The organism is Acinetobacter sp. ANC 3781, from assembly GCF_004331285.1.
Lineage (GTDB): Bacteria > Pseudomonadota > Gammaproteobacteria > Pseudomonadales > Moraxellaceae > Acinetobacter.
Map to the genome: position 1 here is coordinate 180,395 of NZ_SJOH01000002.1, position 12,271 is coordinate 192,665.

Consider the following 12,271-nt stretch of genomic DNA (forward strand, 5'->3'; position numbering starts at 1 on the left):
AACAATTCCGGCTCTTTGCGGCTATACGATCTTGCTGCAATTTCCTATGATAGGGACATAGAGAACAGGAAGTTCCACAGAATAAAAACAATAACAAACAACATAAGGAATGTGCGGTACGACAGGAGTTATACCTAAGCATCAAATACGAAAAACCCCGACAGGATGTCGGGGTTTTTTTATTAGCTGTTTAAAGGTAAATAAAACTTCGATAAACCTTTAACATATGGATTAAAGTCCTGACTCACTTTTTTTGTTTCATCCTCGTTCAACTACCCTACTAACCTGTAAGCAGCAAGAGCCTGTTTGAAGGTTAGATGAAAGATTGAGCTTCTCAAAATCAATTATTTACTGTTTTAACCAGTTATTGCTTGCTTACTTTTTCTACAACAGGTTGTGAACTATCCGATTGATGGCTTGCAGAAGCAGTGGTTAGAGCTTTATTTATTGAACGATTATCAATGGTTGTAGTCGCTGGTGATACACGCCAGATCATATTACCCACGTCATCGGCGACCAAAATAGCCCCAGAATGATCCACGGCTACTCCAACCGGCCGCCCCAAAGCATCCCCTTGATCACTTAAAAAGCCTCTCAATACATCTTGCGGTTGACCAGAAGGCTGACCATTTTTAAACGGTACAAAAATGACTTTATAACCGCTATGAGGTTTGCGATTCCATGAACCATGCTGCCCAATCAGCGCACCGCCGCGGTATTGTGGCATTAATTCTGCCTTATAAAATGTCAGCCCTAATGACGCTGTATGATTACCCAATGCATAATCAGGTGGAATCGCGCGAGCGACCAGCTCAGGTTGTTGCGGTTTTACCCGTATGTCCACATGTTGACCATAATAACTATACGGCCAGCCATAAAAAGCTCCGGCTTTGACTGAGGTTAGATAATCAGGCACTAAATCATTACCAATTTCATCACGCTCATTTACCACCGTCCATAGCGCGCCACTTTGTGGTTGCCAGTCCATCCCATTTGGATTACGAAGTCCGGTCGCAAATGGACGTGCTTTGCCACTGGCAATATCAAACTCCATAATCAGGGCGCGACCAGCTTCTTTATCTAAGCCATTTTCAGCGACGTTACTGTTTGAACCCACCGTAATATAAAGTTTAGTGCCTGCAGAATTGGCAATTACATTTTTAGTCCAATGGTGGTTTAGGGGGCCACCCGGCAAATCCAGTACTTTAGTGCCACTTGCTGTAATTTGAGTAGCACCCGCTTGGTAAGGAAAACGCATGAGGGAATCCGTGTTGGCCACGTACAGCATATTGCCGACCAGTGTCATACCAAATGGAGAATTGAGATTTTGTAGAAATACGGTTTTTTGGTCAGCCACACCATCACCATTGCTATCCCGGAGCAAGCTAATGCGGTTGGCACTCGGATGTGATGAACCTGCACGCTTCATCACCAGTTTCATAATTTTGCCTTTAATGCCCTTGCTGTCGTCCGGCTTAGGCGGAGCATCGGTTTCAGCCACCAATACATCTCCATTAGGCAATACATATAGCCAGCGCGGATGTTGAAGTTCTTTTGCAAATGCCTGTACTTTTAAACCTCTGGCAGGAGTCGGCATCATACCCGCAGGCCAGCCTTTGGCAGGAGCAATATTCACTGTAGGCAGTAAACTTGATTTGGGTGCAGGCAGATGGGGTTGCGGACCATAGCTGTCTGTAATCGGGGACGTAGAGGATGATGCACATCCTGCTAATGCCAATACAATGGTAGAGCCCGCTATGGGGAGTAAAATGGGCAGTAAAAATCGAGCAGACATTTTTTTCTCCTTATTTTTGTCGCAATAGTCTTATCTTACTGTCACCTATAAATCTAAAACTTGCTTTAGTCTTTTAGTAAAGAATAAGAACCCGAGAAAATGCAGGCTTCTGGCAGAATATCAAGAATTATTATTTGCTGAACACTTAAATTGATTTTAATGAATAAATAGGTATGCACTATATCTGATGATGTTTTAAGGATAAAAGCCACATAAAAAACTGTTAAAACGACTTCAAAATATCACTACGATTTATGGAAATTTATTTATTGGGGATTACGGCAACTCAACAATCGGGCTTTTAATATCATCATGATGATAGTTTTAACTTTTATTCATATTCCTATTTAATACAAAATTTGTTATACCGAAGATAATTACTTAAATCACCAGTATAGATTTTTGTAATTCAAGCCCTAAGCTAGACAACCTTCTTAAAAAAACGTATAACCCTGTTTTTCTTTGTACAGGTCTGACACTTTGAAACTTGTTCTTGCGCCCATGGAAGGCTTAACCGATCCTATTATGCGTGATGTATTAACGCATGTCGGCAGCTTTGACTGGTGTGTAACCGAGTTCATTCGTGTGACGGACTCTGTCCTGCCTGACCATGTTTATCATAATTACTGTCCTGAATTACTAACCGATGGTAAAACTGCCGCTGGAACACCAGTTCATGTCCAGTTTTTAGGCAATAACCCTGAAATGCTGGCCGCTAATGCCATTCGTGCGGTAGAGCTGGGTGCCCCTGCCATTGATATGAATTTCGGATGTCCTGCAAAAACGGTAAACCGTCATCGTGGCGGTTCAGTTCTGTTAGATGAACCTGAAGTGGTACACATGCTGGTCAAAGCCGTTCGAGATGCCGTACCTGAGCATATCCCGGTTTCAGCCAAAATGCGTTTGGGTTATATGGACAGAAACTTCACTTTAGAGAATGCCCATGCCATTGAAGATGCCGGTGCAGCCTGGCTAACAGTACATGCTCGAACCAAAGCAGAGGGCTATACGCCACCTGCATTTTGGGATCAGCTGCAACCGATTCGTAAAGCATTGAAAATCAATGTCATCGCCAATGGTGAAATTTGGACCAATGCAGATGCTAAAAAATGTCGTGTAGAATCCGGTTGTGAAGATTTAATGATAGGCCGGGCTGCGGTGACCACACCGGACATTACTCAATGTATTCGTAAAAATACAGATGAGGCTTTGATTAGCTGGAATGAGCTTTTAGCCTTACAAATACGCTTTTTGAGCGGTCCCTATAAAAAAGAAATCAATATGGTGGGACGCTATAAGCAATGGATTGGCATGATGTCTAAACATTATCCGGAAGCAAAAGAACTTTGGGATGAAGTGAAACGCATTAAGCAACTCAGTGAAATTGTTGAAAAACTTCATACCACTACAAATTAATCTCATTGATACACCCTCATTTAAGCCTATTGGCGGATGGCTCAGCTAAGGCTTAAATGAATGAGTTGACGGTCAGCTATTATCTTTGCGTTGTTGCAAGTTTGCGACATGCAAGCGATCTGTTAGCTAAGATTTTTCCAATATCTCTTTCTCAATCCGCAATTGAATCCGTTTAAGTTTCATCGGCGAAATAACCACATCTTTAAAACCTTTGACATAGGTAGTCCAAGTCTTGCCTCTAAATACATTTAGGGGCATTTCTGTTTTAAATTCACAGTCAGGCATAAACACAATCACGGAATGTAAGTATTCAGCGCTTATAATGTCTACCAGAATCTGCTCTAAAACCTTTTGGTGTTTATAATTTTGATGCAGCGGATTTTGAAATTTATAGCTTTGTTTAAATATTTTCTGGGTTCACATTTTTTGGCGTTCACCCCCAAAAATCCAGCCTTTATAGTTTTTGGTTTCAATAATAAACACGCCATACGGACTTAATAAAATATGATCAATTTGTGTAGTTCCATTTTGTTCATCCGGCAAAGTACAGTTATTTAACAGAATATATTCTTTAGTTAAATATTTTTTTGCGTGAATACCAACAGCGAACTCTCCAAATTTTCCTTTTAAAAAAGGCTTAAAAATTTTGAATAATGCCGCAACAATAAAAAATAAAGGCAACCACCAGAGCATAGATATGAACTGTGAAAAAATTTGACCCAAAATATTCCCCGCTACTCTTTAAATCGTTTAATTTATAAATTTTTATGATTGTTTTAGATTTATTGAGCCTGCTCAATTTTTAACAAGATATCTTTATTTCCTAGTCCTCCGGCAAAGCCGACCAGTTTTCCGTTCATCCCTATTACGCGATGGCACGGCGCGATAATCGAAATCGGATTTTTCCCATTGGCGGCCCCCACTGCGCGAACTGCTTTCACATTGCCAATTTGTTCTGCAATATCACGGTAACTTCGGGTTTCCCCAAATGGAATGCTGAGTAAAGCTTGCCAGACTTTCTTCTGAAATTCTGTTCCTTCAAAATCCAAAGGCATATCAAATTGCTGTCTTTTTCCTGCAAAATATTCAGTTAACTGTTTTTGGGTTTCTAGCAAAATAGGATGATCAATTTGCTCTATTAATTCTGCTGAGCGTACACGTTTAGGGTTTTCATTTTCCCAAAGCACGGCGACTAAAGCCGTTTCATTGGCGACCAGTTTTAAGGTTCCCACAGGAGAAGCCATTTCTAAAAATGCCAGTTTCATTTGTCTTCTCCTGCAGTGAAATAAATGATCCAGAGTTTATGATGATGACAGTTTCATCAATACTAATCCAGAAATAATCAGGACTGCCGCCAACATACGCATTGCTGATGCTGGCTCGCCTAAAATAAAGATTCCAACCAAGAACGAACCGACTGCGCCAATGCCTGTCCAAATGGTATAGGCTGTACCGAGCGGCAAGGTTCGCATGGCATAAGCCAGCAAACCAAAACTCAAAATCATGAACACCAAGGTAATAATACTGGGCGTTAAACGTGTGAAACCTTCTGAAAGTTTCATTCCATAAGCCCATACAATTTCAAAAAGACCCGCTAAAATTAGAACCACCCAAGCCATGACGACTATGCTCCATTTGATGAGAATCAGGTCGTCCTGACGAATTTTCTTGGTGCAGAGATTAATCAAATTGTACCAAGGGAGGTCGTTCCTCCTTTTATTTAAGATAATTATATAAATAATTAATTTAAATGGGTGCAGTATTTACATTTTTTGACCCATTGATCACCTAAACAATGTCCAAATAAAAAATCCGATAGACATCAGTCCATCGGATTTGCTGATTTTAAATAACTTTAAATAGTTTTAAAAACTTTAAAATTTAAACCGAATGCCTGCACCATATAACCATTCATTTCCGGAATCCGATTGTTGTTGCCAAGCCGTCTGCTGATTCCCTTTAGTATAACCGTATGCGATATCTACGAAAGGCATGACCTTTTTATTGATTTCATATCGGGTTTCCAGCCCCAGTTGGGCACGACTTAAACCTGACTTTTTGGCATAGTTTGAATCGTCGCTCAATACGATATTCACATCTAAGTAAGGTTTCAGAATCAGTTTTTGAGTCAGCAATAAATCCCGCTCGGTTTCCAAGCTCAAAGACCCTTGCTTGTCCTTTCCCAGATATAAGTAGACATCGGTTTCAAAAAAATACGGTGCCAAGCCATGAATACCTAAAACGGCTCCTAGCTGCTCCGAATCCACTTCACGATTCTGGTTATTCAAGTAATGCAGACCGGTCTGCACATCCCAAAAATCATTCAGCATACGGCTATATAACACTTTGGCCTCATATTCAGTTTGCTTTGATTCAGCTTGATCGGCATGGACTTTGATAAAAATCTTGTTTTCATCCGTGCCAATTCGGGTTTCAAGTTGCGACTTTAAAACACCTTCGCCATCATCATTGCGCAGCCATTTACTTTCAACCGTGGTGTGTTGATAAACCTGCCCACCATGCTCTTTGATATGTGCAGCATGATCTGCCTGATCTGAACTGGATTGCTCTTGTTGTAGGGGTTGCGGTTTTTTCTCAGTCGCAGTCTTGGGTAGCACTGACTCTGTTTGATGCGGTGAATGATTTACAGGAATGTCAGCTGACTGTTGGTTCTGAGTCGTAGGCATTGGCATTGTGTGATGGCCATTCGCAAAACTCTGCCCACTCAGCAGCAAGGAAGCACTTAAGGTACTCATGGCAAATAAATTAATGATGCGCATGTGAGTCTCCTTGTCCTTGCTGAGCTGAATTTGGTTTAGATGCCCTGGTGGTTGGATGATTTGCACCAACATTCGCGACAATTAACTTGCTCATCATGCCGGCTGACATGTGATACAGCAGATGGCAATGAATGGCCCATTCACCCAACTCATCCGCAGTCAACAATGCAGTCACGGTTTTGCCCGGTGGCACAACCAAGGTATGTTTATTGGGCATATCCTGCATACTTTGACCATTTTCAAGCTGCATAAACATACCATGCAAATGCATCGGATGCGCCATCATGCTTTCATTGATAAACTTCAATCGAACACGTTCACCATATTTGACCTGTAAGGGTTCTACTTCAGTAAATTTCTTGCCATTAATGGTCCAGATATAACGCTCCATCGTACCGCCTAAACGCACTTCCAATTCACGTTCTGCCGGACGGGTATCGGGCTGTGGCGTTAAAGATTTCAAATCGCTATATTGCAGTGCTTTATGACCTGCTGGAGTTGACGCATTAGCCCAGCCATAAACAGGCTGCTCCTGATCATCCACTGTTGGTTTCGCTGCTGCGTGTGCTGAATGATCCATATGCTGCTGTGGTTTAGAATCAGACTTGGCTGGGGGTTGTGAATGATTAGCACCTTCGGCATGGTTCATTTGCGAATGATCCATTGGCGCAGGCTCATGTTTCATCATGGAATCATCCATCTTAGAATCATCCATAGCCCGATGATTAAGGTGATTCGAGCTTTGTGAATGCGCACTTTCTTGACTGGCGTTCATCTGAGCATGATTCATGTTTGCATGCTCACCCGATGAAGAACCGTGTCCCATATCTTCCATCGTGAGCAAGGCACGTGGACGTGCTTTTGGCATATGAATCGCGTGCGCCACTGGTGAATTTTCATTATGCAATGTGCCAATCGCAAAACCGCTGCGATCAATCGATTCTGCTTCAATTTGGTAATGATCGGCTTTCGGCTCAACCATCACATCATAAGTTTCTGCAGTGCCGATTCGAAACTCATCGACTGGCACAGGTTGAACTGGCTGCCCATCTGCACTCACTACCGTCATTTTCAAGTTGGGAATACTGACATCATAAAAAGACATGGCGGAAGCATTAATAAAGCGTAAGCGGACTTTTTCATTCTGCTTAAATACGCCCGTCCAGTTTTGCTCTGGCGTTTTTCCATTGATCAGAAAAGTATAACCGGTAACATCGGACAAATCGGTTTTCAGCATCCGCATTTGATTCCACATGCCACGGTCTTGCCAAGTATTTTTCAAACCGTCACGCTGCACTTGTTTAAATACATCCGCTAAAGTTTCACGCTGATTCTGATAGTACTCTGCTGACTTTTTCAGATTTTTCATGATCTGGTCACTGCTGGACTGATGAAAATCAGACAACATCACTACATAATCCCGATCAGTTTGTTCATGCGCTGCGACTGGCTTTTTATCTTTCGGATAAATCACCAAAGCACCATATAAACCGTCCTGCTCTTGACCTTTGGAATGCGCGTGATACCAATAGGTGCCATTTTGACGCACCTTAAAACGATAGACAAAATCACTTTTCGGTTTAATCCCTTTGAACTGATTAAAACCCGGCACACCATCCATTAAACCGGGCAGCAATAATCCATGCCAATGAATGGAGGAATCTTTATTTTTTAGCTTGTTATGCACATGAATAACGGCATCATCGCCTTCTTCAAATTCCAAAAGCGGTGCAGGAAATTGGCCATTCACGGTAATGCGTTTTAAAGGCTTCCCGGTCACATTGACCAGCTGCTCATCAATACTCAGATGATATTCTTTGACCGCAGCACACGCCCACGATGAGGACACGAGACACACCCCGGCCCAGAGGCTTTGAGTTAACTTAATAGACATGACTTAACCTGTAATTTAAAAATAAAAAATGTTTTTTTAAATCAAGATTAAGCTTTGGGAGGACGTAAGATTTGTTGCCAGAAACCCATTAAATGCTGGGCGGAATAATCAAAATTGCGCTGGGGATGTTCTTGAATATGATCAAAACTGAGTAATTCTGTTGTTTGTGAATCCAACCAGCTGGTTAAACTTTGACAATGTAACGGCACACAATCATTACAACTAGAATGCTGCACCTGATTCTGTATGGTCTGGTGACAATCTTGATCATGCGATGCTTTTACATATTCTGAAGGATTCGGATGAGTGTGAAATTGAACCTTGACTGACTCATGGCAACCCGACATGGCGGTCATCGCTTGTTGATGCTGTGCAACACTGGATTGCTTCATCATTTGCTGATGCATAGGCTTTGCTGATGCAAAGGCGACACTACTCCACCCGAGGGCAAAAACCATCAGCAGCACAAACCAAGCCTGTTTGCGTAATGAAGTCAGCAAAGAATTATCCTTTCATCATTCCAGAATGAATATAAATCATTTTACTTTGATTTAGATCTAACAGCATAACCAAGAACAAAGTTATACACAATTCTTTAAATTTATACTCAACAATTCATCGTTCGCTATTTTTATATCTATTAAAACAATAAAGTTATTTTTTAAACAGGCTTATTTGTAAGCGTAGATTAATAAACAACCATATTTTTTAATACCTTAAGACATCAAAAAAGCACCCCATCGAGCGCTTTTTATACGTTTAATGTCTAATTATTAAACTATTATTCCATAATCGTTTATAAACTAATCAAGTTATCCATACAGTTATCTACACAGATATCCATATGGTTATCCATAAAGTTATCCACAACTTAGCTTCAATTAATTGTAGATTATTAGATATTTACAGAACCGACTTTTTCAAGTTCTGAACGCATTTCATTAATTACAGCTTGATAATCCGGTTTACCGAAAATAGCTGAACCGGCAACAAACATATCTGCACCCGCTTCTGCAATTTCACGGATATTGGCTGGAGTTACTCCGCCATCCACTTCTAAACGAATATCACGACCTGAAGCATCAATAATTTTGCGTGCTTGACGAAGTTTATCTAAAGTCATTGGAATAAATTTTTGACCGCCAAATCCCGGGTTGACACTCATCAAGAGCACTTGATCGACTTTATCCAAAACGTAATCCAGATAATGCAAAGGTGTTGCCGGGTTAAACACCAAACCGGCTTTCGCACCACCGGCTTTAATCAACTGTAATGAACGGTCAATATGATCGGTTGCTTCCGGGTGAAACGTAATAATGTCTGCACCTGCCTCCAGAAAATCATCAATCATACGATCGACTGGTGAAACCATCAAATGCACGTCAATCGGTGCCTGAATCCCATATTTCTTTAATGCCTTACATACGCCTGCACCAAATGTCAGGTTAGGCACATAATGGTTATCCATCACATCAAAATGTACGACATCTGCACCAGCAGCGAGTACATTTTCGACTTCCTCGCCTAAGCGAGCAAAGTCAGCAGATAAAATTGATGGTGCAATTAAATATGGCTTGGACATGGGGAGAACCTGGCTATAGATTTGAATTGATTTTTCACATTATAACAAATTGAAACTGGCTGCTGTAATCCAATCCAGCTTCGATACTATTTATTCAGCATTCCAAAACTGCGACATTGCGTTGCATTATTTAACTTTAGCTATTTTTATAATCTGTTATGTTGATATCACAACACAAGGTAAATGAGAATGAAAAGCAATACAGAAATCGCTACTCCAGAAGCTACCCGCATCGCCAAGCGCTTACTCAATCACTGGAAACATAAATTTGAAGTTGCTGAAACTGACGGCAATTGTAGTATTTTTATGCCAGATGCAACCGTAAAGCTAATGCCGCAAGCGGAACAATTATTAGTCTCCATTGACAGTCCTTTAGAAGACTTAAGCAGACTAGAAAAAGTAGTTCTTGATCATTTAAGCCGTATGGCTCAACAAGAATTTGCTGCAACATGGCAGCACCAATAAAAAAGGGAGAATTATATTCTCCCTTTTTATGCAATATTATGCTTCAAGTTGCACCGCATGGAATTGCAGATGGTCATCGATAAAACTTTGAATAAAGTAATATCCATGATCATAACCTTCGTGTTCACGTAAGGTGAGCGACTGAGCTACTTCTGCACAGGCCTGTTTAAATAATACCGGATTCAATTGTGCATAGAATTGATCTTTCGATCCTTGATCTATTAGAATCTCTTTAAATAATGCACCTTTTTCTTGAATTAAGGCAGTGGCATCGTGCTTTAACCATTCATTCCGATCTTCACCCAAATAATTCGAAAAGGCTTTTTCACCCCATGGGCATTGGCTCGGTGCACAAATCGGCGCAAAAGCCGACACAGATTTAAATTTTTCTGGATATTTAAATGCCAGTGTTAACGCCCCATGGCCGCCCATGGAATGTCCGAAAATACCGATCGAATCTGCTTGAACGGGGAAATTTTGAGTGACTAAATCATACAGCTCATCCGCAATAAAACTTTCCATTTGATAATGTTCGGCCCATGGCGTTTGAGTTGCGTTAATATAAAATCCTGCCCCTTGACCGATATCCCAAGAATCACCTTGTGCAACCTGCTCACCTCTTGGCGAAGTATCTGGGCTAATCAAGATTAAACCCAATTGAGTGGCCAAGCGTTGCGCATGGGCTTTAATACTAAAAGTTTCCTCAGTACAGGTCAGACCGGCTAAATAAAAAAGTGCTGGGCATGGCTGTCCCCTTAAAGCTTGAGGTGGCAAGAAAATGCCAAACTTAGCTTCGCCCTTTAGCCACTTGGAATTAAAAGCATAAATGCGCTGTTCACCATCAAAGCATCGGTTATGTTGGATTAATTCCATGTCTATTTTCCTTATGGTGTTTGAACACTTAATTGTGGTGTTTCTATTTTCATATCTGTTTGAATTTTAGCCGGAAATAAGCGCTGCTCCAATTGTGGCAACATAAATTCCATATTTTTCCCAATCGACCATTGCGGTTCAGAGGGCTCAAAACCTTGCGCCTTTTCCCATTGCGCCACCGTCTCTTTGCTTTGTTCAAATGCGGCACTGATTGAAGTCTGCTCGCGCATAGACTGATCAAAGAAAGCCCGTCCAAAATAAGTATAATCGGCTTCATTCGAACAGCCAAAGGATGCGCGATCGGCAGCAGAAGCAGTAATAATTAAAGTATTGTCATCTTGCAAGGCAGGAACAAAACTGCCTGAATAACATGCAGAAATTACAATCACGCGCCAACGAATTCCCGACTTATCCAAAGTATCTTTTAGCCATTTTGGATCGACGTCGTTTAAATCTATGGGTGCATTTTCCATTTCAAACTGATTTGGCAAGCCATGCGATGTCATATATAAAAATAATACATCGCTTTCACGATTCATTTGCTGCCCGATACGGCGTAAAGCCATTTCCATACTGGTACGTGAAGCAATCGGCGTTTTGGTACGGGTCTCAGGATTATTTACCAGCATGATGGAACGGCCAAAGGTCCCAAAACGGGTATCAAACTGTTCTTTTATCCGCTCGACTTCCGACTTAAAAACGTCTTGATAGCCTGCGCCTGCTACGCCTAAAAAGTACCAATGCGATTGGGCGAATTCACCATACTGAACGGCTTCAAGAGATTTGCTCAATACTCGACTTTGTGCGTAAAAGGCATCTTCGGCAAACGTTGGCGGGCTTTCTTCCACTTTCCAGATTGGTTGACCTTTGACCGACATTTGCCAGACTACGAGGGTAAACAGGGTTGCCGCGACAATCAATCCCCGCTCCCACCACGGCCACTTTAATTCACGTGAAAAAACCCAGACCACAGCCAGACTTTGCCAGACAAACAGCACCATGAATATCATCGGTAGATAGTCATAAAAGATGTAAGGCAATACGTCGATATAACCCAGATACTGAATCAGACTTTGCAAAAGCGCGATATGGGTATCCAGTACCAGCCACAGTAAAGCGGGCACCAACATCAAACGCGGATTATTAATCCGTTGTGATAGGAAAATACCGACAATCAGCGCAATAAAAGGCCATAAGGCATAGCTGATCAAGCCTTGAGGATTAAACTCCCCTACTTCCCCTGAACTTAACCAACTAAATAAACTGTTGGCACTACCGCCTAAAATCCCCCAAAAAATCAGCTGTAATATCGAGGGTCGAACAATTTGTAAAGACCGACGTGATCCCAAAAAGAGCCACATCCCTGCAGTTTGGTTGCTTTTAAAATCATGCCAAAAATTAATGGAGGGTTTAAAGTCGATCATAGGATTTAGGGTTAGCTGTAGCTCGCTGGTTCACAATGTAAG

The 12,271-nt window shown here is 41.5% G+C and carries 11 protein-coding genes and 1 pseudogene; 2 read left to right on the forward strand and 10 right to left on the reverse strand.

The genetic code is table 11. The features are described from left to right. Positions 1 to 364: 364 nt before the first annotated feature. Positions 365 to 1,795: a PQQ-dependent sugar dehydrogenase gene (locus E0H89_RS02520; RefSeq protein ID WP_131214272.1), complete on the reverse strand. Its 1,431-nt coding sequence runs from the start codon at positions 1,793 to 1,795 to the stop codon at positions 365 to 367. A 480-nt stretch (positions 1,796 to 2,275) separates the two neighbouring features. On the opposite strand from E0H89_RS02520, the gene E0H89_RS02525 reads away from it, so the two are divergent. Further along, positions 2,276 to 3,211, forward strand: coding sequence for a tRNA dihydrouridine synthase (locus E0H89_RS02525; protein ID WP_205755849.1), 936 nt, complete (start codon positions 2,276 to 2,278; stop codon positions 3,209 to 3,211). 126 nt (positions 3,212 to 3,337) lie between these two features. Here E0H89_RS02525 and E0H89_RS02530 read toward each other — a convergent pair. The 7 genes and pseudogenes from E0H89_RS02530 to rpe form a co-directional block, all read right to left on the reverse strand. Then, a pseudogene (locus tag E0H89_RS02530) lies at positions 3,338 to 3,904 on the reverse strand (nuclease-related domain-containing protein). 89 nt (positions 3,905 to 3,993) lie between these two features. Next, complete coding sequence (locus tag E0H89_RS02535; protein WP_131214273.1) at positions 3,994 to 4,476, reverse strand: methylated-DNA--[protein]-cysteine S-methyltransferase; 483 nt, start codon at positions 4,474 to 4,476, stop codon at positions 3,994 to 3,996. A gap of 36 nt (positions 4,477 to 4,512) precedes the next feature. Further along, positions 4,513 to 4,830 (reverse strand): quaternary ammonium compound efflux SMR transporter SugE, encoded by a 318-nt coding sequence (sugE, locus tag E0H89_RS02540; RefSeq protein WP_131214274.1) that lies wholly within the window; start codon positions 4,828 to 4,830, stop codon positions 4,513 to 4,515. 255 nt (positions 4,831 to 5,085) lie between these two features. Further along, complete coding sequence (locus tag E0H89_RS02545; protein ID WP_131214275.1) at positions 5,086 to 5,991, reverse strand: copper resistance protein B; 906 nt, start codon at positions 5,989 to 5,991, stop codon at positions 5,086 to 5,088. After that, positions 5,978 to 7,885: a copper resistance system multicopper oxidase gene (locus E0H89_RS02550; RefSeq protein ID WP_131214276.1), complete on the reverse strand. Its 1,908-nt coding sequence runs from the start codon at positions 7,883 to 7,885 to the stop codon at positions 5,978 to 5,980. Before E0H89_RS02550 ends, E0H89_RS02545 begins: the two co-directional genes overlap by 14 nt. 47 nt (positions 7,886 to 7,932) lie before the next feature. After that, on the reverse strand, positions 7,933 to 8,385 hold the full coding sequence (locus E0H89_RS02555; protein ID WP_131214277.1) for a hypothetical protein: 453 nt from the start codon (positions 8,383 to 8,385) through the stop codon (positions 7,933 to 7,935). Between the two features lie 395 nt (positions 8,386 to 8,780). Continuing rightward, positions 8,781 to 9,467: a ribulose-phosphate 3-epimerase gene (gene rpe, locus E0H89_RS02560; RefSeq protein WP_131214278.1), complete on the reverse strand. Its 687-nt coding sequence runs from the start codon at positions 9,465 to 9,467 to the stop codon at positions 8,781 to 8,783. A gap of 189 nt (positions 9,468 to 9,656) precedes the next feature. Here rpe and E0H89_RS02565 point away from each other — a divergent pair, with 189 nt between their 5' ends. Next, complete coding sequence (locus E0H89_RS02565) at positions 9,657 to 9,932, forward strand: DUF2218 domain-containing protein (RefSeq protein ID WP_131214279.1); 276 nt, start codon at positions 9,657 to 9,659, stop codon at positions 9,930 to 9,932. A 36-nt stretch (positions 9,933 to 9,968) separates the two neighbouring features. Here the strand turns inward: E0H89_RS02565 and fghA are convergent, their stop codons facing one another. Then, entirely contained in the window at positions 9,969 to 10,805 is an 837-nt protein-coding gene (gene fghA / locus E0H89_RS02570; protein WP_131214280.1) for an S-formylglutathione hydrolase, read from the reverse strand. A gap of 11 nt (positions 10,806 to 10,816) precedes the next feature. Beyond that, complete coding sequence (locus E0H89_RS02575; protein ID WP_131214281.1) at positions 10,817 to 12,229, reverse strand: C13 family peptidase; 1,413 nt, start codon at positions 12,227 to 12,229, stop codon at positions 10,817 to 10,819. Positions 12,230 to 12,271 lie beyond the last annotated feature (42 nt).

Coding starts and splice junctions, on each gene's coding strand:
- E0H89_RS02520 (WP_131214272.1), bottom strand. CDS start 1,795: ATGTCTGCTCGATTTTTACTGCCCATTTTACTCCCCATAGCGGGCTCT.
- E0H89_RS02535 (WP_131214273.1), bottom strand. CDS start 4,476: ATGAAACTGGCATTTTTAGAAATGGCTTCTCCTGTGGGAACCTTAAAA.
- sugE (WP_131214274.1), bottom strand. CDS start 4,830: ATGGCTTGGGTGGTTCTAATTTTAGCGGGTCTTTTTGAAATTGTATGG.
- E0H89_RS02545 (WP_131214275.1), bottom strand. CDS start 5,991: ATGCGCATCATTAATTTATTTGCCATGAGTACCTTAAGTGCTTCCTTG.
- E0H89_RS02550 (WP_131214276.1), bottom strand. CDS start 7,885: ATGTCTATTAAGTTAACTCAAAGCCTCTGGGCCGGGGTGTGTCTCGTG.
- rpe (WP_131214278.1), bottom strand. CDS start 9,467: ATGTCCAAGCCATATTTAATTGCACCATCAATTTTATCTGCTGACTTT.
- E0H89_RS02565 (WP_131214279.1), top strand. CDS start 9,657: ATGAAAAGCAATACAGAAATCGCTACTCCAGAAGCTACCCGCATCGCC.
- fghA (WP_131214280.1), bottom strand. CDS start 10,805: ATGGAATTAATCCAACATAACCGATGCTTTGATGGTGAACAGCGCATT.
- E0H89_RS02575 (WP_131214281.1), bottom strand. CDS start 12,229: ATGATCGACTTTAAACCCTCCATTAATTTTTGGCATGATTTTAAAAGC.